The organism is uncultured Psychrobacillus sp., assembly GCF_938022135.1.
Taxonomy (GTDB): domain Bacteria; phylum Bacillota; class Bacilli; order Bacillales_A; family Planococcaceae; genus Psychrobacillus.
In genome coordinates, this window is sequence record NZ_CALIED010000010.1 from 84891 (window position 1) to 106901 (window position 22011).

At 37.0% G+C, this 22011-nt stretch carries 19 protein-coding genes; 4 read left to right on the forward strand and 15 right to left on the reverse strand.

The features are described from left to right. Complete coding sequence (locus Q0371_RS01655) at positions 1 to 1086, reverse strand: DUF2812 domain-containing protein (protein WP_298467465.1); 1086 nt, start codon at positions 1084 to 1086, stop codon at positions 1 to 3. Then, on the reverse strand, positions 1073 to 1375 hold the full coding sequence (locus Q0371_RS01660) for a PadR family transcriptional regulator (protein ID WP_169359219.1): 303 nt from the start codon (positions 1373 to 1375) through the stop codon (positions 1073 to 1075). The genes Q0371_RS01655 and Q0371_RS01660 overlap by 14 nt, the downstream gene beginning before the upstream one ends. Positions 1376 to 1595: 220 nt before the next feature. Between Q0371_RS01660 and Q0371_RS01665 the strand changes: the two genes are divergently transcribed. Next, positions 1596 to 3266: a ribonuclease J gene (locus Q0371_RS01665; protein ID WP_298467468.1), complete on the forward strand. Its 1671-nt coding sequence runs from the start codon at positions 1596 to 1598 to the stop codon at positions 3264 to 3266. Between the two features lie 54 nt (positions 3267 to 3320). On the opposite strand, the gene Q0371_RS01670 is transcribed toward Q0371_RS01665, so the two are convergent. The 8 genes from Q0371_RS01670 to Q0371_RS01705 form a co-directional block, all read right to left on the reverse strand. Then, positions 3321 to 4136 carry a ZIP family metal transporter gene (locus Q0371_RS01670; protein WP_298467470.1) on the reverse strand — a complete coding sequence of 272 codons (816 nt, stop codon included), beginning with the start codon at positions 4134 to 4136 and terminating at the stop codon, positions 3321 to 3323. A 141-nt stretch (positions 4137 to 4277) separates the two neighbouring features. Beyond that, positions 4278 to 4820, reverse strand: coding sequence for a GNAT family protein (locus Q0371_RS01675; protein WP_298467472.1), 543 nt, complete (start codon positions 4818 to 4820; stop codon positions 4278 to 4280). Positions 4821 to 4951: 131 nt separating this feature from the next. After that, the gene (locus tag Q0371_RS01680) at positions 4952 to 6004 is read right to left on the reverse strand and encodes a LacI family DNA-binding transcriptional regulator (RefSeq protein WP_298467474.1); all 1053 of its coding nucleotides are present in this window, start codon (positions 6002 to 6004) and stop codon (positions 4952 to 4954) included. A gap of 100 nt (positions 6005 to 6104) precedes the next feature. Further along, positions 6105 to 7769, reverse strand: coding sequence for an alpha-glucosidase (locus tag Q0371_RS01685; protein WP_298467476.1), 1665 nt, complete (start codon positions 7767 to 7769; stop codon positions 6105 to 6107). A gap of 80 nt (positions 7770 to 7849) precedes the next feature. Further along, positions 7850 to 9388: an alpha-amylase family glycosyl hydrolase gene (locus tag Q0371_RS01690; protein WP_298467478.1), complete on the reverse strand. Its 1539-nt coding sequence runs from the start codon at positions 9386 to 9388 to the stop codon at positions 7850 to 7852. 28 nt (positions 9389 to 9416) lie between these two features. After that, positions 9417 to 10259 (reverse strand): sugar ABC transporter permease, encoded by an 843-nt coding sequence (locus tag Q0371_RS01695; RefSeq protein WP_251553106.1) that lies wholly within the window; start codon positions 10257 to 10259, stop codon positions 9417 to 9419. A gap of 1 nt (position 10260) precedes the next feature. Continuing rightward, a complete protein-coding gene (locus tag Q0371_RS01700; RefSeq protein WP_298467484.1) occupies positions 10261 to 11541 on the reverse strand; it encodes a sugar ABC transporter permease in 1281 nt (426 codons plus the stop codon). A gap of 114 nt (positions 11542 to 11655) precedes the next feature. Then, positions 11656 to 12948, reverse strand: coding sequence for an extracellular solute-binding protein (locus tag Q0371_RS01705; protein WP_298467487.1), 1293 nt, complete (start codon positions 12946 to 12948; stop codon positions 11656 to 11658). Positions 12949 to 13261: 313 nt separating this feature from the next. On the opposite strand from Q0371_RS01705, the gene Q0371_RS01710 reads away from it, so the two are divergent. Continuing rightward, positions 13262 to 15013, forward strand: a complete 1752-nt coding sequence (locus Q0371_RS01710; RefSeq protein ID WP_298467490.1) for a glycoside hydrolase family 13 protein — start codon at positions 13262 to 13264, stop codon at positions 15011 to 15013. Between the two features lie 165 nt (positions 15014 to 15178). Here the strand turns inward: Q0371_RS01710 and Q0371_RS01715 are convergent, their stop codons facing one another. The 3 genes from Q0371_RS01715 to Q0371_RS01725 all read right to left on the reverse strand — a co-directional run bounded on the left by Q0371_RS01715 (position 15179) and on the right by Q0371_RS01725 (position 18796). Next, on the reverse strand, positions 15179 to 16216 hold the full coding sequence (locus tag Q0371_RS01715; RefSeq protein ID WP_298467492.1) for a Ger(x)C family spore germination protein: 1038 nt from the start codon (positions 16214 to 16216) through the stop codon (positions 15179 to 15181). A 154-nt stretch (positions 16217 to 16370) separates the two neighbouring features. Then, a complete protein-coding gene (locus Q0371_RS01720) occupies positions 16371 to 17261 on the reverse strand; it encodes a GerAB/ArcD/ProY family transporter (RefSeq protein ID WP_298467493.1) in 891 nt (296 codons plus the stop codon). Beyond that, entirely contained in the window at positions 17258 to 18796 is a 1539-nt protein-coding gene (locus tag Q0371_RS01725) for a spore germination protein (protein WP_298467495.1), read from the reverse strand. The genes Q0371_RS01720 and Q0371_RS01725 overlap by 4 nt, the downstream gene beginning before the upstream one ends. 353 nt (positions 18797 to 19149) lie before the next feature. Here Q0371_RS01725 and Q0371_RS01730 point away from each other — a divergent pair, with 353 nt between their 5' ends. Continuing rightward, a complete protein-coding gene (locus tag Q0371_RS01730) occupies positions 19150 to 20040 on the forward strand; it encodes a hypothetical protein (RefSeq protein WP_298467497.1) in 891 nt (296 codons plus the stop codon). Between the two features lie 28 nt (positions 20041 to 20068). Then, entirely contained in the window at positions 20069 to 20269 is a 201-nt protein-coding gene (locus Q0371_RS01735) for a hypothetical protein (protein ID WP_298467500.1), read from the forward strand. Positions 20270 to 20280: 11 nt separating this feature from the next. On the opposite strand, the gene Q0371_RS01740 is transcribed toward Q0371_RS01735, so the two are convergent. After that, positions 20281 to 20469: a hypothetical protein gene (locus tag Q0371_RS01740; protein WP_251553101.1), complete on the reverse strand. Its 189-nt coding sequence runs from the start codon at positions 20467 to 20469 to the stop codon at positions 20281 to 20283. Positions 20470 to 20903: 434 nt separating this feature from the next. Further along, positions 20904 to 21860, reverse strand: a complete 957-nt coding sequence (locus Q0371_RS01745) for a tyrosine recombinase XerC (RefSeq protein ID WP_298467504.1) — start codon at positions 21858 to 21860, stop codon at positions 20904 to 20906. Between the last annotated feature and the right edge of the window lie 151 nt (positions 21861 to 22011).

A 22011-nucleotide genomic window follows, 5' to 3' on the forward strand; every position in this document is an offset into this window, starting at 1 on the left:
TTAAAACTCCTTCAGTAAGTTCATCTCTTTTTTATATCCAATAATAACTTTGGTGGTTAAAATAATCCAGAAAAACGTCATAAATGTTATTAGGTACTTTAATACAATAGTAAATGTAGACGAAGGCATATCTAATACCCACTGCATATACAAGGATTGGCCTAAAACTAGTAATAGGAATAGAGTGATTGTTATATTCATTTTAAATGCTTTTTTTATTTGCTGTCGTTTTTCTGCTATATCATAAGTGAACGAAGGTTTAGGTGCTTGCTCACTATAAGGCATTGACCAGATAGAGTAATTCAGCACGGACATATTGGACGTATACTTAAGCTTCCATCCGATTTCCTTGTGAAGCGTATAATAATCGGATTTCAGCTTAGGCTCAAAAGTAACCTCATATGCTATTTTTTCATGCTTAGAAGGAACAAAAGTAAATATGGCAGCATATACGCGATCAAGCTCATAGCCTTTCCTGTGCATTTCATCTAACCACTTTTTAGTTTGAAGCGGTTGATACATCCATGCTAAACGGATTTTCCTTATTCTCTTTCTACTATTTTTGACCTCTTCGTTAAGATTAAACATATATTTTTCATATGCTCTATAGGATATAAAGACAAAAATCGTAACACTTGCTAATAGTAATAATATAAGTAACGGAATAATAATAGATGCAAAGTTAGGATTATTATCATCAAATGATTTTAAAATCAAGAAATTCACGGGACTTGTGGATAAATAAAAGATGGATATGATCAAAAATAAATATGCATGTAATCGAATCCGTTTAAACAAGCTATCGCTAGATGGGTAAAACGGAACATGAGATGCTTCATTTTTGAGAATACTCCATTTACCCGCCTTTAATGGATCTCGCCAGCCGGCTTTTTGTAACCGATCGGGTAAACTGCAAGATTTGTATTGTATCGAATAGGTTACTTTCCTAGGTGTTGTTTTATTAAATGTAAATATACGTGTGAATCTATTGAAATCTTTTAACATAAAACCTTTCAAAGCCATGCTTTCTAGCCATTTCTCGGTCGATTGTATACGGTAGCTCCAAAACCATCTAAATCTCTTCATCAAATTCCCCCTTATAAAGCGAAATATTGTTTTGCACTTCCTGTAACCTCTCCATTTCCTTTCGCATAATCAGTTTGCCTATTCCTGTAATTTCATAAATTGTTTTTCTTTTTTCATCTGAAAAGACAGTGATCATTTCATCTTTTTGCATTTTAGTGAGCGTTCCATAAATCGTTCCCGAACCTAGATGAAGCCTTCCATTTGTCAGCTCTTCTACTCTTTTGATAATTCCGTATCCATGACGTGGTTCTGTCAAAGAAAAGAGGATATAAAATGCGGTCTCCGTCATCGGTATGTATTTCTTAATTAATTTCTCCAAGCTGCTCCACCCTCTTTATAATATGTCACATCATGACTATATCACAACGTGACATATTAGCCAATATGTTTTTAACTGATTATTTGTTTATTTTACAAAGTAGTAAATATTACCTTTTTCGATATTTATCTCATAAATAATAGTTTAAAGTTCATACTTAAAATAGTTTATTGAATCGGGAGGTATCTTTTTGACTACTAAAAATTCGGCCGTATCTGTATTTGCACTTGGTGGTATAAATGAAATCGGAAAGAATATGTATGTGATTGAATCATACGATGATATTGTGATTATTGACTGTGGTGGAAAGTTTCCAGATGAAAGTCTGCCAGGTGTTGATTTAATTATTCCTGATATTACATATCTGCAGGAAAATGAAAGCAAAATACGTGGATTGATCGTCACCCATGGACATGAGGACCATATTGGAGCAATCCCTTACTTTCTAAAGCAGCTGAATGTGCCAGTCTATGCCACAAACCTCACACTTGGTCTAATTGAGATTAAGTTAAAGGAGCATGGGATTCTTAGGGATAGTAAGCTATTTTTGATAGATGAGGATAGTGTTTTAAGGCTCGGTACCATACGGACAACCTTCTTCCGAACAAGCCATAGTATACCAGATTGCTTAGGAATTACTTTTCAAACTCCATTAGGCACAATCGTTCATACGGGAGACTTTAAGTTTGACTGGACTCCCGTGGATAAACAAGCGGCAGACATTCATCGAATGGCGGCAATCGGTCAAGAAGGTGTGCTGTTGCTTCTTTCTGAAAGTACGAATGCAGAGAGACCTGGCTCCTCCCCTTCTGAGAAGCTTATAGAAGAGCATTTAGATGAAACCTTTAGGAAGGCAACGCGGAAAATTTTTATTACGACCTTTGCGTCCAATGTTCATCGTGTACAGCAAATAGTAGACGTTTGCATTAGAAACAATAGAAAGATCCTCTTACTCGGTAGAAGTATGGTGAATGTCGTTCGAGTTGCTATGCAGCGTGGGTATTTGAGAATACCGGAAGGAATGTTACTGGAGGAAAGTGAGGTGCCAACCATGTCTCCCGAGGAAGTGACGATTCTTTGTACTGGTGGACAGGGTGAGCCTATGGCTGCTCTTTCAAGACTAGCAAGCTCTAGGTTTCGTAAACTCGAGGTTCATCCTGAGGATACCGTAATCTTTTCATCTAGCCCCATCCCTGGTAATGAAACGAATGTCACAAGGGTAGTCGATAATCTGTTAAGATTAGGAGCTAACGTGATTTATGGCTCTGGAAGCAAGACTGGTATGCACGTTTCAGGTCATGCTTACCAGGAAGAGCTAAAGCTCATGCTAACATTGATGAAGCCAAAGTACTTTGTCCCGATCCATGGAGAATATCGCATGCTCCATATTCATCGAGAGCTAGCACAGTCAGTCGGTGTTAAACGACCTAATATTTTTCTACTGAACAATGGAGATGTTGTGGATATTGTAGATACTAATGAGGTCATACAAACACGGTCCGTAGAAGCAGGTGACGTCTTTGTAGATGGATCAGGCATAGGAGATGTTGGTGAGATTATTCTACGTGATCGAAGAGTTCTTGCTGGAGACGGGATGGTTGTGATCGTCATTAGTTTACAAAAAGGATTGAAAAAAGTATTAAATGGACCTGATACTCTTACTCGAGGCTTTGTATATGGTCCAGACTCTGAAGAGCTAATCAATTTAATCAATCAAACCGTTCGTACAACAGTAGAAAAATGGGATAACAATAAGAATCAGCGTACACTCAAAAAGAATATTAAAAACTCGGTAGAAAACCTAATATATGCTCGTACAAAGAAAAAACCCATGATTCTGCCAATCCTTATTGAAATATAAACACACTAGCGCATCCTAACTTATAGTAGGATGCGCTTTTTGAAAAAAATTGAACTACCCAAAAGCAACATCTAGAATCATCATGATTGTAAATCCGATCATCAAGCACACCGTTGCTAAATCACCGTTCCCATACTCCTGGGAGCCTGGAATTACCTCCTCCACCACAACAAAAATCATTGCTCCAGCTGCGAACGCGAGTGCAAAAGGTAGAATAGGGGACATAAAGGAGACTGCAAGGACACCGACTACCGCAGCTATCGGCTCGACCATTCCGGAAAATTGCCCATAAAAGAAGCTCTTTCTACGAGACATGCCATCTCTTCTCAAAGGTAATGCAACCGCTGCACCCTCCGGTAGATTCTGAATACCAATGCCTATTGCTAATGCCAAGGCTGCAGTTAAAGAAGAGGTATCTAGTCCTGCAGCGACTGCTCCAAAAGCAACCCCGACAGCAAGACCCTCTGGTATATTATGGAGGGTGATCGCAAACACAAGCAACGTACTTCTTCTTTTGCCTTTTGGCTTTATCCCTTCTGTTTGGTTCGAGTTAGAAGATGGATGCATATGTGGAATGAGTTTATCGGCCAGCCACAAGAAGAATCCACCTAGTAAAAATCCGGTAGCTGCTGGAAACCAGGCAGGGAATGCCCCTTCCTTCGACATTTCAATAGCAGGAGCAAGAAGCGACCAAAAGCTTGCCGCTATCATGATTCCTCCAGCCGAGCCAAGCATGCCATCCATTAACTTTTGATTTACTGATTTTGTAGTGAAAACTAGAGTTGCACCTAATGCTGTCATGCCCCAAGTAAATACAGTTGCTAACAATGCCTGCAGTACCGGACTGAGCGTAGATATGTAAGCAATCATAAGACCTGTCCCTTCTTCTGTTCTTCTACTATCGTATGATTGACCACACATTTTTATCTTTAAACAAGTCCGTTGTTTGTTACTAAATATTTGAATACAAAAACGCCTGGCAGGTATTAAACTGCTCGGCGCTTGTTCAATCTATTTCTTCCAGTCACTTGCTAGCATACCGTAGACCTCATGATCCACATAATGATCGTATAGCCATTCCGATTGACGAATGGTGCCTTCATGAGTAAAACCAAGCCTTTCAGGAATTGCTCTACTTTTCTTGTTCTCTACTGCAGCGCGAATTTCTACTCGATTCAATCCTAAATCGATTAAAGCATAATCTACAAATGCTTTTACGGACTTAGTCATGAGACCATTACCCACATAATCTTCGCCCAACCAATACCCGATGCTAGTGGATTTGTTATTCCAGTCTATTTTATGAAATCCGATAACACCTGCAAGATTGCCTTCATACCATATTCCTGCTTGGATTCCATTGTTTTCGCTGAACTGCTTCATCGTCGATTTGATGAAGTTCTCCGTATCAGCAACCGTTTTTGTATAATCGATAAACGGTAGCCATTCTCTTAAAGAATTCTTAGACCCTACAGTTAAAGAGAACAATTGTTCGGAGTCTCGTAAATCTAGCATTTTTAGTGTAATTTTGTCATCAATTGCATATGTAAACATAATATATCCCTCCTTATATAGAGTATAAAATATTTTTAGAATAATAGAAATAGTTTTTTGTTTACATAATAAAATTATAATGAATAAAAATGGTTACCCATATTTCATGGATAACCACCATTTAGTTTAACTTAAACTGTACTATCTTTTATAATTGCTTTTTGTGAGATTGCACAAGAGTTACGAACCACAAGCTGATGTGGAATGATAATGCGCTTCACAGGTTCGTTCTCATTCTCCAGTATTTGAATTAAGCTTCTGGCTGCCTGATAACCTAACTCCACAATATTGATATTAATGGATGTCAACGGTGGACGAGACATTTCTGCAAACAACGCATTGTTGAAGCTTATGATAGAGACCTGGTTTGGAATGTCGATTGCCATTTCCGTAAGCGTGTTAACTACACCTAGGGCCATCAAATCATCCGTCACGATTAAAGCGGTTGGCGAAACACTTGCTGAGAATAGTTTGTTGACCGCTTGCTGGCCACCTTCTCTCAAGAAGTATTCAGAATGAATGATGTAGTCCTCTAGTAATGGTAGATCTTCCTCGCTCAAAGCATTCTTGTAACCTTGGAGTCGGTCCAATGTTACGGTTAGGCTTGGACTACCTCCAATGAAACCAATATGCTTATGTCCAAGTCCTATCAGATACTCAGTCGCCTCTTTAGCTGCTAAAAAGTTGTCATTATCTACATGAGTTATTTTTTCTACATGCTCAAAAGGCTTACCGATCATCACAAACGGGAAATGGCGTGTTCTTAAATAACTTAAAATCTCATCATTAACACGAGAGTAAAGAAGTATAATTCCATCCACTCTGCCGCCTTGGACCATCTGTACTACTCCATCAAATAGTTCTTCTTCTGTCGTTCCAGTAGTCATTTGGAGGGCATAATGTTTTTCATGCACACCATCACTTAGTCCGTGCATAACCTCTGCAAAGAAAGGATTTTGAAAGAAAGCACCTGAAGAAGGCGGTAATACCAGGCCAATTACTTTCGTGGATTGATTTGCTAGACTTCGAGCAATAAAATTAGGATGATAACCTAGCTGCTCCATTGCTTCTCTTACACGCTTCTTAGTTTTGTCACTAATGCGGGGATTATTGGCAATTACCCGAGAGACCGTCGAGGGAGCTACATCTGCTAATTTTGCTACATCTTTAATCGTAACCGCCAAAGGAATTCACCACTCTTTTTCTGTTTTCTTCAATATTCTTTAGAATATCATTATATAGATAAGGAAAGTTATTAACTAGTCTATATAGAAGTTAAACCTATTATTTAGACAGATATACTCTTGTCTCGTAGGGCTTTAAAGTCGCCTTTTTTGTTAATGTTTGAGGTGCCCCCTCAAAATTACTTAGCACGAGGCGATAATCCTTCTGCTCCACCTCATGAAGGTCCAGTTCTACTGTCTTGTTACGGAAATTGCATAGAATAACCGCAAATACATTATCTAAGTATCTTGTATAGACATATACATCTGGATCAGTTTCTAAAAGAAGATCATATGCCCCATAAACAAACACTTCATGTTCCTTGCGAAGCTTAATCATGCTTTTAAAAAAGTGGTAAATAGAATGTTCGTCCTTTAATTGAGCCTCTACATTAATGGAGGAATAGTTTGGATTGACTTTCATCCAAGGTGTACCAGTAGTAAAACCAGCATTTTCTGTGCGATCCCACTGCATTGGAGTTCGTGAATTATCTCTTCCACTAGTCCAAATAGTTTCCATTACTTCAAGATGTGGACGACCCTTTGCTATTTCTATCTCATAGAAGTTACGCATACCAATATCATCGTAATCATCTATGGAAGGTAGTTGGACATTTGTCATACCAATTTCTTGCCCCTGGTAGATGAAAGGTGTGCCTTGCATAAGGAAATAGCATGCCCCAAGCATTTTAGCACTTTCATTCCAATATTCCTGGTCATTCCCCCAGCTAGAAACACTTCTTGTTTGATCATGATTTTCTAAAAATAGCGCATTCCAGCCTCTTTCATGGAGCCCCTTTTGCCATTTTGTTAGCGTCTTTTTTAGACCAATGACATCTACAGACTTATTGGCATCCTTGTTCCAAAGCCCTAAATGTTCAAATTGGAAGATCATACTAAATTTCCCGTTTAACTCTCCAACCCATTCATCTGCCTCTTCTATACCTACACCATTAGCTTCTCCAACCGTCATAATGTCATATTTAGAGAACGTTTCTTCCTTTAGTTCACTTAGGAATGTTTGGATGCCTGGTTGGTTTGTATGCATATCAAAAGAGGAAACAAACTGCTGTCCATCCGGATTTGGCATGTCTGGAAAGCCTTCTCGTTTTTTAATATGACTGATCGCATCTACACGGAAACCATCTATCCCCTTATCCAGCCACCAATTAACCATCTTATACAATTCCGATCTTACTTCTTCGTTTTCCCAATTTAAATCTGGTTGTTTGATGGCAAAAAGGTGCATGTAATACTGTTCTGTTGCTGTATCATATTCCCATGCGCTCCCAGAAAAAATGCTTTCCCAATTGTTTGGTGGCTCCGTCCCTTTGCCATCACGCCAAATGTACCAGTCTCTCTTTGGATTATCTTTGGAGGACCGTGACTCTATAAACCAAGGATGCTCATCACTTGTATGATTGATAACAAGGTCTAAAATAAGCTTCATACCTCGTGCATGCGTTTCTGTTAATAATTCATCGAAATCCTTCATATCCCCAAATTGCTCTGAAATCCCTTGGTAGTCGCTAATATCGTAGCCATTATCCGCATTTGGTGATTTAAAAAAGGGAGATACCCAAATGACATCTATTCCTAAATCTTTTAAGTAATCAAGCTTTGTTATGATTCCACGCAAATCTCCTATGCCATCACCATTGCTATCCATAAAGCTTCTAGGATAAACCTGATAGCTGACCGCTTCTTTCCACCAATTTCTATTCATATAAAAAATACTCCCTTCGTTATGAGTTGTGTACTTCTATCCCATAACTTTTAGACTTTCTTTAAAGCTTCTTCCAGGCCTTACAATCTAGATCGCTTACTCACTTCTCTAATTCCTAGTATAAGAATAATGAAGAATGACACAATTACTGCAGATGAAAGAACTATAAATAACCAGTTAGGTCCAGGCTTCTCCGTTAACTTGAAGATTTCTGCTTGACCACTCTCTAATTTAATTGAGTATTCATTCCCATTCGACTTAACGATAGCTTCAGTGAGCTGGCTAACTAGCCGTTTCCCATTTTCAAGCTTATCCTTAAGCACAATGGTTTGATCACTCGACGTGTTGTTTATGGCAACAACGATCATTTCTCCATCTAATTTTCTAGAATAAACTGCGGTCCCTTCTTCTTCATATAGCAGCTCCATCTCACCATTGGTTAAAGCTGGATGCTCTTTTCTTATTGTTCCAAGCTTAGATATGTAGTCAACTACATTGTTTTCAGTATTAAAATCCAACATACGACGATTATCCGGATCATTTCCTCCATCCATCGCCATCTCGGTACCATAATAAATGATAGGCACTCCAGGAGCGGTATATAGAAAGGTGAGGCTTTGCTTAAGTTGAGTCAAAGGATTTTCTTTTTGATTGATCACCAGATGACTAAACCTTGTCATGTCGTGGTTATCGACAAACTGTCCAAGCAAGTGGGACCGATCAAAAACCTTCTCGTTTCTTTCAGCGTTTGAGAACAGCCAGCCAAGTGATTGATTTGATCTCTCGAAAGCAGTGCGCAGACTGCCATTTTGGGAAAAGTCAAAAAAGCTATCTATTCCTGTCTCCTCATAGCTGGCAACGACATTTGGATTGTCGTGCCACACTTCCCCTATCAAATATAAGTCTTCCTTATCAGCCTTCACAGCAGAAGCGAATTCTTTCCAGTAATCCTTCGATACATGTTTGACTGTATCTAAACGGAAACCATCTATATCTGTTTCTTCTATCCACCATTTCGCTGCTTCTATTAAATAGGCAGCTACCTCAGGATTGCTTTGGTCTAAGTCTGGTAAATCATATAGCCAGCCGGTTTCTACTTCCTGCTGGTCATTCCAATTAGTTATGGGCTGTTGGGGATGAAACCAGTCTTCCTTAGAAGGGTCACTTAGCCATTCATGATTTGGTCCCACATGATTGACAACAAAATCTAAGATAATTTTTATATCTCTCTTATGTGCCTCATCTACAAGGGTCTTAAATTCATCCATTGTGCCGAAATATTCATTTGTTTTATAGTAATCCTTTGTCCAATAGCCATGGTACCCTTTTGGCATATTTTCAAAGATCGGGGTCAGCCATATAGCTGTGAAACCCATTTCTTCTATATAACCTAGCTTATCCGTAATACCTTTAAAATCGCCACCATGATAAGCATAAGGGTCATCAGGGTTAGCATCCTTATCATTGGACGGATCACCATTATGAAAACGATCGACCATGATCATATATATAATCTCATCCTGCATCGTACGCTCTCCACTGGCAAAGACTGAAAGTGGCTGGAAGCTAACTAAAAGTATAAGAATGAAAAGTAAATGTCTACACCTTTTTATAGTCATACACCCCCGATAGTTTCTTTGAACATTATTATCCCTTTGTTCCCCCAGCAGTTAGTCCGGAAACAAAATACTTTTGGAACGCTAAGAACAAAATAGTTATCGGAATTGCGATTAATACAGAGCCAGCTGCAAAAGTGGTGAACTCATTCCCAAATTGCTTAGACACTAGCTCATACAGCCCCACGCCCATCGTAAATTTTTCCTCTGAGCGAAGCATTACGCGAGCCAGTATAAAGTCTCCGAAAGGTGCGATAAAAGAAAACAAAGCAACTACTGAAATAATTGGCTTTGCTAGCGGCATAATGATCTGCCAAAAAATTCGAAGGTGTCCAGCACCGTCCATCCTTGCAGATTCATCAAGCTCTTTTGGAATGGTATCGAGATACCCCTTCATTAGCCACGTATTCATCGGTATTTGGCCGCCTGTATAGATTAAAATTAATCCTAAATGAGTGTCTAAAAGACCAGTTCTTTGAGCTAAAACAAAGATTGCAATTAGCGCCGCAAAGTTAGGAATCATTTGTAGCACTAAAAACGTTAGTAGGCCATTTTTGCGTCCGACAAAGCGATAACGTGAGAAGGCATATGCAGTTAGTGATACACTGATGACCGACAAAGCCATCGTGATCAAGCTAATCTTCATGGAGTTGATATACCATAAAACATAATTAGAGTTATCCATATCAAACAACTCTAGGTAATGCTTAAAAGTCGGGTTTTCGGGAAACATAGTAGACCCCGAAAGACTCTGACCTGGATTTAGTGATGACCCAATTACCCAAAGAAGCGGATAGATAACGACTAGAGCAGCTACTAAGAGAATAAAGTACGAAAGCGTCAGTCTAATAATTTTCTCTGTTTTCGTATTCATATCACATCATATCCTCCTCTTTGAATGAATTTGTACGTTTGAACTGCCATAAAGCAACGGCTACTACAACTAATGATAAAAGCATCGTGATTGCTGCAGCTTTACCATATTGAGCAGAAGTCATCGTTAGCTTGTAAATCCAAGAGATTAAAATATCTGTTCCTCCGGCATTTTGACCAGGTAATGCAGGGCCACCACCGTTGAATAAGAAAATAACATTGAAGTTGTTAAAGTTGAATGTATATTGCGTGATTATGATAGGAGCAGTTGCATATAGTACCATCGGCAAAGTAATACTACGGAACTTTTGCCAAATGGACGCTCCATCTACGTTAGCTGCCTCATATAGTTCATCAGGAATCGATTGAAGAACACCCGTAGTCATTGCAAAAACAAATGGGAATCCAAGCCAGGATTGTATTCCTATTAATGCAATACGGGTCCACATTTCAGAAGTCATCCACGGGACAGGGTCTATACCAAGAAAGCTTAATATTCCATCGTTAATAACCCCGAAAGATTCATTGAACATACCAGAAAATATTAAGATAGATATAAATGCTGGAACTGCCCAAGGAAGTATTAAAATTGTACGGAAGACTGCTTTCCCTTTTAAATCTTTTTGATTAATGACAACTGCAAGGAATATACCAACTGCGACCTGGAGTGTTGTTGCTCCAAAAGTCCAAACTATCGTCCATCCTAGCACACTGAAGAATGTAGAGCGCCATAATTCTAATTTAAAAATGTCTATATAGTTTTGTATACCAACCCAGTCCACTAGCTTTGCAGGTGGCGTATGGTATAGGTCATAGTTTGTAAATGAAAGAAGGATAACGAAAAAGATTGGGAAAATAACTACAAAGATTAACAGTAAAAATCCAGGGGAAATCATTAAATATGGAAAACCATTATCTAATAAGTTATGGTACTGCTCTCTTACGCTATTTAACTCAAAGCCTTCATCTCTTTTTTTCCCATTGTTATACGCATCATAAATATTAAAAGCATATATACCTAAACCGATTGCTGCTACGAGTAAGGCAATAACTCCATCAACTAAAAGGAACACGGAATGATCTAAACCTGGAATTTCTCCAAGCGTAATTAGTCCCCAAAAGCCCCAGTTAAGGGTTTGATAGAAACTTCCAAAAAAAGCTACAGTTAAAACTAAGAAAATGATTCCTTTAACATACTGTTTATTATAAAACTGGCCAATACCTGGAATAATCGATAAAAGCCCAGCGGTTTTTCTATGTTTGTTTGTGACAATACTGTCCATCGCTAATGCGGCCTCCCTCTTTCCTTTGAAAGGAGAATTTCTTTTCAAAATTATATTATATATAAGCAAAGCCATGTTCCCATGATAGGAAACATGCCTTTGCAATTTAAATCATCAGTTAGGGTGATTTGTTTCGATATTTGTTTTGATGTTTTTAACTGCATCGTCCATTGCTGCTTTAGGCTCAGCTTTTCCTGTTGCAATAGTTTGTAGCGCTGATGCTGCAGGACCCCAAACCTCTGCCATTTCTGGAATGTTTGGCATTGGTACTGCATATTGAGATTGAAGTGCTACTGCTTTTGCCCCTTCGTTGTCCGCAATAATCGGATCTTCGATTAGTGTTTTAACTGGTGGTATTTCTTGTGTTGTTTCAAAACGAATTTTCGCGTTTTCTTCATTTGTTAACCACTCTACTAATTTTGTAGACCAGTATTTATGTTCAGTGAATGCTGTTACATGCCACCCTTTAACTCCCATGAACGTTTTCATAGGTTCACCATTAGGAAGCTTAGGCATTGCAGAAATACCGATGTCAATTCCAGCATCCTTCATGCTTTGGAAAGACCAAGGACCATTCATAACGGAAGCAATTTTACCTTCGTTAAATAGTCCATCTCTTGTAGAACCACCGCTTTCCCCAATAATCCCTTTAGGGAAAAGACCTTCTGAATACCATTTTTGGATATAAGAAGCTCCTTCAACTGCTCCTTCGTTGTTTAAACCAATGTCGTCTCTATCAAGAGCGCCATCATTTTCTTTGAAAACGTATCCGCCCATACCAGCAATTACACCATGTGCAAAATAGAAGTCATCCCAAGTTGCAATGAAGCCAAACTTTTTACCATCTGTAAAGCCTTTAGAAAACTCATAAACATCATCCATTGTTTCTGGTGCTTCTGTCATAAGAGCCTTGTTATAAATAAATACAGGTGTTTCCGTTGCTTTTGGAAGCCCGTAAAGTTTTCCATCATATTTTTGTGCATTTACAGAAGACTCACTAAATGTAGAAAGTACTTCGTCACTTACTTCAATTTCTTGAAGAAGCCCTTCTGTAACTACTTGACCAATTTGGTCATGCGGCAAAGTAACAACGTCAGCACCAGTTCCTGATGGACCATCCATACGTAGCTGGTCGCGCATCTTATCTGCCATTCCTAATTCTTTAAATTCTACTTTAATCCCATATTCCTTTTCAAAAGACTCAATTGCAGGTTTTAAGGCTACAGATTTATCTGTATCTTCCCATACAACAAGTTTTTCAGGCTTTGCTGGTTCTTCCGTGTTGCCTTCACTTTCTTTATCACCTGTGTTAGATGACCCTGTGCTTGTTTCTCGATCTGGTCCGCATGCTGCTAACATAGCCATCAATAAAACTAGAATCGATAAGAATGATAGTGTTTTTTTCATTTCTTTTAACCCTCCCAATTGTTTATCTCTTTTTCCTAAAGTTGTACAACCGTTTGCACAAATATATAAATGAAAACGCTCACATAAAATTAGAATATGAACATGCTAATCTACTTATTCTAGTTATTTCTAGTATATTAAGATAAATAGAATCATAATGTTTCAATAAAATGTTATGAAAGCGATTGCACAACTTATGGTTTTATTATACATTTAAAGTAAGTTTGCACAATACTTTTTTTAATATTTATAAAAAATATTTTATTTCATAATATGAAGTGTGCTGTTCTCACTTCTAAAAAGGAGCAATCATATGGAAAAGTCCGCTGTATTTCATAGACCGGTAGATAACCTAGCTTATTTACTCGATAACAAAACGTTACACATACGATTAAAAACGAAAGCAAATGACCTTCAAAAAGTTTTACTGATTCATGGAGACCCATACATTTGGGCAGATGGTGAATGGATGCATGATATGGAAAGGATGTACTTAGCTGGAACAGACGGCGTACATGATTATTGGGAGATTAAGATTTTCTCAGAAACAAATAGAATCCGATATGGCTTTAAGTTAATTTCTAGTAATGAAGAAGTAATTTATACAGAAAAAGGGTTTTACTCTACTCCCCCTAAAGATTCGGACTACTATTTTTGTTTTCCTTATTTGCACAATACTGACCTTTTTGACGCACCAGCCTGGGTAAAGGACACCATTTGGTATCAAATTTTCCCAGAACGCTTTGCTAACGGTGATCCTTCTATAGATCCTCCAACGGCTAAGGCCTGGGGTAGCGAGCCCCCCGCTATAAACAATTTCTTTGGTGGGGATTTCGCAGGCGTCATTCAGCATTTAGACTATTTGAGTGATTTAGGTGTAAACGGTATTTACTTCACTCCTGTGTTCAAGGCAAGCTCCAACCATAAATACGATACAATTGATTATTTGGAAATAGACCCACAGTTTGGTGACAAAGAATCCTTGAAGCGACTTGTAAAAGAGTGTCATGAGCGTGGCATTAAAGTGATGTTAGACGCTGTTTTTAATCATAGTGGCTACTACTTTCCCCCGTTCCAAGATGTCTTAGTTAATGGGGAAAGTTCACGTTATAAGGATTGGTTTCATATCCATAGTTATCCTGTTCGTGGTGGTGAAAGACCGAACTATGAGGCATTTGGTTTTGTAGAGTCTATGCCGAAGCTAAATACTGCCAATCCGGAAGTTAAAAAGTATTTATTGGATGTAGGTGCATATTGGATAGAGGAATATGACATTGATGGTTGGAGATTAGATGTGGCAAATGAAGTGGACCATAAATTCTGGCGTGAGTTTAGGGAAACTGTTAAAGCAATTAAGCCTGACGTATATATTCTAGGTGAAATTTGGCATGACTCCATGCCGTGGCTTCGTGGAGATCAGTTCGATGCAGTAATGAACTATCCGTTCAAAACAAATCTATTTAATCTTTTAGTAAATGAAAGCATTAATTCTACACAGTTTGTAGAAAATATCACAAGGGTCTACTATAACTATCCTAAAAATGTTTTTGACTATACATTTAATTTAGTTGGTAGCCATGACACTGCTAGATTATTAACAGAATGTGACGACAATATAAGTAAAGTGAAGCAAATATTTACCCTTCTACTAACTTTCATGGGTACGCCATGTATATACTACGGAGATGAGATTGGCTTAACTGGTGGTCAGGACCCTGGTTGTAGAAAATGTATGGATTGGGATGAATCTAACCATAATCAGGATTTAAAAAATCATATTAAGACACTGATTGATTTGAGAAAACAAGAAAAGCTGCTTGCCAACGAAGGCTCCGTCAGATTTATACTTCCCACTACTGAAAATGGGATTTTCGGTTATGAAAAATTCAATGAAAAATATTCTATCACTGTGTTATTTAATCCAGAACGATTGGAGCAATCAGTGGAGTTTGGTGAAGCGAGTGAGCATGAGTTAATATATAACGATACAGCGCATATCGATGGTAGTACGTTAACTCTTGGATGTAACGGTTACGCTATTATTAAAGCTCCTAGATATTCATGACAAGCTAAATTAAAAATAGCAACGCCTAGGGAAAGTATGGATAGGGTAAAGTAAAGTTATTAATATTTTTTCCGCTTTCAACTTATAATTTTTTGATCTAAAGTACCCTACAAGTATGCCTTTTTAAGAGCCTACTTGTAGGGTAATTTGATTTTTAGAATTTTTTTAGTATAATATTCCAGTTTTCACTAATTCAACATTGACTTTTACGGGTATATTTAATGTTGAAAAATGTTCGTTCCAATCTTCATTGTACAAACTAGGATGATATGCTCGGACAATTCGGCCAAGTCCAATTGCATCACTTTTTGCTTTTTGTAATTTTTCCATTACTTCATTCATATCTTTCTCTATGTTCTCCGTAAGAAATTGTTGAAGCTTACTTCGAATTTGTTTATCTTTTAAATGATCTTGCGGAAATTCTGTTACGACAACTTCAATTTTTTGTTCGATTTCAATTTCAGTTTCTAAAACAGTGATATTTCTTTTTGATTTATTGATACGGATTGACACCGGACTCCCTTCATATAGATAAGTAATCCGTGTGGAATGTCCAAGTGTCTCATTTAAAATATTTAATAGAACTCCTTGCTCTGGATTTAAGGTTTCGCCGGAAAACGAACGACCTGAAAATAACGCTACACCGTCTGCTATCGGTCTATCTTCCTTATCCATTTTGATATATGGAAGTGCTAAATCTTGCGCCTTTTCAAAAAGAATCGACCCTGCTGTTTGCAAAGTATAGGGAATGACCATGGAGTTTTCTTCCAAACTAGTAATAAAACGATCGTAAAATTCTCCAGATGTACTTTGCTTTTGTTCATTCAGTTCAAAAAAAGGCTTCAACTCACCTTGGATAATGGCTACTTTTGAAGTAATCGGATTGGCCGCATCTCGAAAATAAATATCTAAATACTCATAAATATCATTTTTGGCAGTATCTTCAGAAATAAGGATGGTTGACAGTACAGATAAATCCAATGTTTGCTCTACTTTTATCTCAGCACTTTGTCGAACAGCTCGTGGTGACACTCCTTCTCCAGTAATTACAATTGTCTTCATTTCCTCCGTTGTTGCTTCCGGATATGCATAATACCCCTTAACATCGCCCATTTTCCCTTCAAAGCCAGTTAGTGAGACTACTGATGAGTTTTTATAAAGCCGCTCATCCCAACAACCTACCAGTATTAGCGGTACTAACACTAAGATGAAGATTCGAATTTGGATAAAGATCGCCTCCTTATTTTATTTACTACGATGATAATAGTAGGTAATAAAAATGAAAATGTAATATTTACATAAACTAAGTAATTTTTAAAAATGTCAAGTACAGCAAAGCGGGTAAGAACGCTAGAAATCACGCCAATACTAGTAAAAAAATGAGTTGCTGGAGGACAGGAGCTTTACGTTTGTTTTCAAAATAAACGAGTCGCATTACAAGTACGTAATTCACTATTGCTACTAACGACCAAGATAACCAAATATAAATAAAAAATAAATCGAGACGCTTAACAAATGTAACCTCTAATGAATGAAGTATATATATAAGCGGTTCAGGAATTAAAAGAATTTCTTCAAGTGAAAAGTACATCAGTGTAAATAAAATGGACATAAAATAAAAGCCTGTCAAAATGATAGCGTATGTGGCCAATACTTTACTTTTAATCTTTTTGTTCTCTATTATATATTTCCGTAGCATCACAAACATTTCTGCCCCACCAAAGGCATACGTCGAATAAATTAACCCCATCATCCAAGTATCCTTATCCTCGTGAAACAACGGTAGCAAATTTGTGATATGTAAATTTGGAATAGCTAGAAACATAAAAATGAGAAATAAGAAAAGCATCGGCAGTAATACAACCCCGATATTGACGGCTGTTTCAGGTCTGCTAACACTCGCATAAAAACATACAGATAAAAACACGGCTATTAGTACAATATCAGGAGTATTTGGAAATACCCACGTCGTTAACACATAGGTAATATAAACGATGAATACAACAAGGTACAAAGACCAGTACGTAAGGTAGAGTATTTTCGTAAAACGATTCAAAAAGAAAAACTTATGCATTCGCTCAAAAAACAACAAAAGTAAAAAGAACAAAATGGCTACTATGATGAATTGAATCGTGGAGTCACGTTTGCCTTGCTCAATTAAAACATTTTGAAAAGAGGTATACACTAAACCGGTCTGCATAACGAACATTAAAAGGAATAGTTGTACTTTCGTTAATTTAATCTTCACGACTCTTCATCCTTTTGCGGCGAAAAGCTTGTTACCTGTTTTTTCGCTTTATAATAGGGCTCCCGGAAGAAAATCTTATGCAGCTCTTTTGGTTCAAATGGAATAATCGGTGAAAAATATGGCCTTTTTAATGAACTTAAATTCAGTAAATGTACAACTAATATAAAGGTCCCAATCATAATACCAAAAAAGCCGAACAACGAAGCCAAGATCATAAACGGAAACCGTAGTACCCGAATAGAAGTGTTAAGCTCCACAGATGGTGCTACAAAACTTGAAATGGCTGTAAATGCAACGACAATTACCATTAAGTTAGATACTAAACCTGCACTCACAATCGATTCACCTATGACTAGTCCCCCAACAATACCAATGGTCTGTCCAATCGATTTTGGTAGACGAACACTCGCCTCTCGAATTAATTCAATAGTAATTTCCATGATTAGTGCTTCAATAAGTGGTCGATATGGGATCTGATTAATATCTGACTTTACTTTATTTGCCAATTCAAGTGGTAACACTTCAAAATGAAAACTGACAATTGCAATATAGAATGCTGGCAAAAAAATAGCTGTTAAAAAGCTTAATATCCGCATTACCCGATAGAACGTTCCAACTAATACACGTGAGTTAAAATCGTCAGGAGATTGGTAAAATGAAAAAAATGTCACGGGACCTATGAGAGCGGTTGGTGTAATATCTGTCATGATTGCTATTTTGCCTTCTAGTATATTAGCAACGACTCGGTCTGGTCGCTCTGTATTTAAAAGTTGAGGGAACGGGGACCAAACTTGATCATCTAAATAATCGCTAAGCTGCCCCCCACTATAAAACATATCAATATCAATTGCGTTTAAACGTTCCTCTACCGTTTTCAGTGCCTCCTGATCCACTACATCTTCCATATAAAAATAATAAACAAGAGTATTAGTCTCTTTTCCAATTACAATCTTTTTAACAATAAGCTTATTATTTTTTATACGTTTTCTAATTAGAGAAACATTTGAATCATAATTCTCTACAAATCCTTCGTGTGATCCTCGTAAAACTTCTTCATTGGCGGGTTCATCTGGTGTTCGGTATACAAAGTTAGGGCTATTAAGTCTAATCATTTCATTTGTATCTAGCAGTATTACAATTGATTCACCATTGCAAACATATTCGATTAGTTTTTGATTATTATATGGCTCCGTTGTAATGGTTACTGAATCGTCTAGTATTGGTGTCGTTAAAGGCAACTGTTCGCTTAGCTCTAACTGAGCGTTATTTTCTATCTGATCAGACTGAATGTTTTCAGTCAGGTTGGATTTGTTTTGTGCTGTATATGACCCAGAGCCTGAGACCGTTTTTCTTGATGCTCTTAGTAAGTAAAGTAGGCGATCTATTTCACTTTTTTTCACAAGGGAAGAATAAAAACAAAGAATAACCAGCTCATTTGGTCCCAAGGGGATTTCTTTTGATATGAAATCAGATGAGTGGAGGAATTGTTTATTAAGTCGTTGGATTTCTTTGTGTATTTCTGTTTTCTGTTGCAATACGACTCCCCCTTTGTGATGAAGTATGGGAAGATTTTTAGTTAATTATTCAATCCAAGTAGTATTACAGCTAGTTATATACCCTTCCTATAGAAGTCTTTTTTTAACACAAGAAGTCATTTAAAATATCCCACTCTCCAATTAGGACTCTCCGTCAATAACGTTTCGGATTAACCACACATGAAAATGTCTCCTATGTTTTTGATCTATTTCTCTTATTGGTTTGTAGTATTAATTTTGTAAACAGCTTATATATGTTTAATAGAAAAGGTCATAATTTGGGCTCTGTCACATAAAATCAAATGATAGACAAATATAAAAACGTTAAGTATGTCTGGAGGCTTAGTCCAAAGATGAGATTCCCATTCCAAGAAAGACGTACTCTTTTTCAATGGATAAATATGATCATCCCTTACATTTATACAATTGGAATTCTAATCATTGTCGCCTGGATGGCTACCTCCTCCCTGCTTATTGGCATTTCTACATGGCAAGAGAGTCCTAAAGCATTTTTCCTTCAAAATGCCGAGATTAAAGAAATAGAAGCCGAGCAAGTGATCCAAGACACTGCTTTTTCGATTATTATACAACCCTTTGTACAATCTAATTTTCATCAGGTCATATTTAGAGGCATCTTTTTGCTTTTTATATGGTTTTTGCTTTTTCTATTGATTCCAGTTGCCTTTAAGAGATTGAAAAGGTTTAAGTTTATGAATTTAGAATTTGAAGTGGATAATATTGAGCAGGCGGCTATTGAAACTGTGGAAATTAGTGGAACAAAGGCAAAGCTCATGGCATATTTTACAGGAGACGATGCCTCAGGTAGGACATTAGAATTTTTGTTCAGATCGGCAATCGATTTCAAAGAGGTCTTGGAGTACTTTTTAGAGGAAACACAAGTAGGATACAAAAATTATCCGATTCATGGAGCGTTCTCTTTTCAGGTCTATACAAGAGATACCCCAGAAAAGCTGATTGATTTAATAGAGGAATCGAAGGAAACCGGCGAGGCTGTCGTGTTTAATAAGACAGATGAGTTAAATATATGGAAGAAAAATTATTTAGTTTATCATTTCACGTATGACGACCTAGAATTTATAACCGTGATTGAAAGCTTTACCTATTCATTTGATATTATTGACAAATATCTCTTTGAGCTGCTTCATAAAACTATTGCAAAAAATATTGAAAACATCGAGTACATGGTAGCTTTAACTAACTCGGAACAAATGGAAAACCAATAAATATTTTATTTCTTAAGGAGTGTTGAGTATGCTAAGTGAAAAGGTTCCTATTTGCACGGAAGATGTGAGGAGTCGGGCAGCAAAAAAGCTAAGTGGATTCAATGCATCCAAAAAAAGCACCAAACATGTTAAGACGGTAGCGATTACGGGAGACCTAGTTAAACCAATCCACGTAAAAAAAACAGAGCCATTAGTGAAGAGAATAACTTATTTTCAAAACAACAGTTAGTACCCACTATTTTAAAGTGGGTACTTTCTATTTTTTTCTTTGAAATGCTTCGAGTGCTTTTCAGCCATTTCCTGCATAATTGGCGATGGTCCAACCAAGTCTGCTGGATGCTTCACGGGTAATTGGTTTAGCTTTATTTCACTGACGTCTTTGAACTTCTCACCCTTTAGTAAACGATTATATATGTCCCTTATTTTCATTGCTTCCCCTCATCTTTTCATATTCCTGTTGTAGTATATTCGTCCATGAAAAAATGACTTAAGTTATCGGTAAAAAAGGATGAACAATTAGTTTACATAATAATATTATAAGTAAATAAAATGAAAACAACCATTATTTTGTACCACTTTTGTTGAACAAGCACTTGTAATCCTTTCTCTTATATTGTCCACAAGACCGATGCCTTTTAAATGTAGTAGAAGAAAAATAAGGATCTTCGCTTTAATCTAATCCAAGACTATCAGCTATAAGAAAAACAGGAAAAATCGAATCCTTATGTAATCGGACTCGACTTTTTCTGTGTTGATTCTAATGCATTACACTACTCCATTACGATCTAAAGGATAAGAAGTTAACAGAATCCAGTGTTTGTCTTTTAGGCTATGTCTAGTTTACATAATAAAGTTATATGTAACTAATTGATTTGATTGAATGGATTGCTCTCTAAAACTTGTTGTATTTCTTTGTCTTCCACATGCGTATAGATTTGAGTAGTGGAAACGCTCGTATGACCTAAAATATGCTGTAGACTTCTTATGTCTGCTCCATGCTTGTACATAATAGTTGCAGCTGAATGCCGTAGCTTATGTGGAGTAATTTTATCATTTTTAAGTCCAGAGTCTACGTTGATCTTTTTCACTATTTTAGCAACGGTTTGTCTTGTTAGACGTGTTCCTTTTTGAGATAAAAATAAAGCATTATTGTCTTTTGCCCCTTGTATAGTTGGTCTTTCCTTCTCAAAATACATTTGAATAGAATTAATACAGGCGTTATTTAAGTATACCGTGCGCTCCTTGTTTCCTTTACCGACGATTCGAAGGGTTCGATCATGTATCGAATTAAGATCTAAGCTACATAGCTCAGAGACACGAAGTCCTAAGTTCAAAAACAGCATAATCATGCAGTAGTTTCTATAGTAATGATTGTTACGCTTTATACCTGCTATAAATTGTTCTGCCTCTACTTGGTTCATGTAAATAGGAGACTTTTTCCCGATTTTAGGGCTTTCCAGCTCATCTGCAGGATTATCCTCCAATAATTTTCGTTTCCCCTTTAAATATTTGAAAAAAGATTTTAGTGTTGCAACCTTTCTCGCTCTAGTTGCTGCACTATTATTTCTCTGTACCTCACAAAATTCAATAAACATATAAAGATCCTCTAATGTGACTTCTCTTATTCGATCTATCTGAATATCTTTTATATTTACTTCTTCTATTTTGTTTGCTGGAATGTCCTCGTCCATAGATTTTATAAAACGTAAGAACAGACTAATATCATATTCGTACTCTTTTCTAGTTCGAGGAGATTTCCCTTTAATAGTTGTCAAATATACTAAAAAGTCCTTTAATAATCTCGGAATTTCTTGTTGCATTTCGCTCACCTCATAACATCCATTTTATCACAAAATAAGGTTCCCAAATATGAATTTGGGAACCTTATTAAAATTCTTTTTTTAAAATAACTTAAAGTGGAATTTATGTTATTATTTCGGGCGCTTGAGATTGCCTCTGAGAGCGTTTTAG

Coding starts and splice junctions, on each gene's coding strand:
- Q0371_RS01660 (WP_169359219.1), bottom strand. CDS start 1,375: ATGACGGAGACCGCATTTTATATCCTCTTTTCTTTGACAGAACCACGT.
- Q0371_RS01700 (WP_298467484.1), bottom strand. CDS start 11,541: ATGGACAGTATTGTCACAAACAAACATAGAAAAACCGCTGGGCTTTTA.
- Q0371_RS01730 (WP_298467497.1), top strand. CDS start 19,150: ATGAGATTCCCATTCCAAGAAAGACGTACTCTTTTTCAATGGATAAAT.
- Q0371_RS01685 (WP_298467476.1), bottom strand. CDS start 7,769: ATGAATAGAAATTGGTGGAAAGAAGCGGTCAGCTATCAGGTTTATCCT.
- Q0371_RS01735 (WP_298467500.1), top strand. CDS start 20,069: ATGCTAAGTGAAAAGGTTCCTATTTGCACGGAAGATGTGAGGAGTCGG.
- Q0371_RS01695 (WP_251553106.1), bottom strand. CDS start 10,259: ATGAATACGAAAACAGAGAAAATTATTAGACTGACGCTTTCGTACTTT.
- Q0371_RS01705 (WP_298467487.1), bottom strand. CDS start 12,948: ATGAAAAAAACACTATCATTCTTATCGATTCTAGTTTTATTGATGGCT.
- Q0371_RS01740 (WP_251553101.1), bottom strand. CDS start 20,469: ATGAAAATAAGGGACATATATAATCGTTTACTAAAGGGTGAGAAGTTC.
- Q0371_RS01690 (WP_298467478.1), bottom strand. CDS start 9,388: ATGACTATAAAAAGGTGTAGACATTTACTTTTCATTCTTATACTTTTA.
- Q0371_RS01670 (WP_298467470.1), bottom strand. CDS start 4,136: ATGATTGCTTACATATCTACGCTCAGTCCGGTACTGCAGGCATTGTTA.
- Q0371_RS01710 (WP_298467490.1), top strand. CDS start 13,262: ATGGAAAAGTCCGCTGTATTTCATAGACCGGTAGATAACCTAGCTTAT.
- Q0371_RS01675 (WP_298467472.1), bottom strand. CDS start 4,820: ATGTTTACATATGCAATTGATGACAAAATTACACTAAAAATGCTAGAT.
- Q0371_RS01655 (WP_298467465.1), bottom strand. CDS start 1,086: ATGAAGAGATTTAGATGGTTTTGGAGCTACCGTATACAATCGACCGAG.
- Q0371_RS01745 (WP_298467504.1), bottom strand. CDS start 21,860: ATGCAACAAGAAATTCCGAGATTATTAAAGGACTTTTTAGTATATTTG.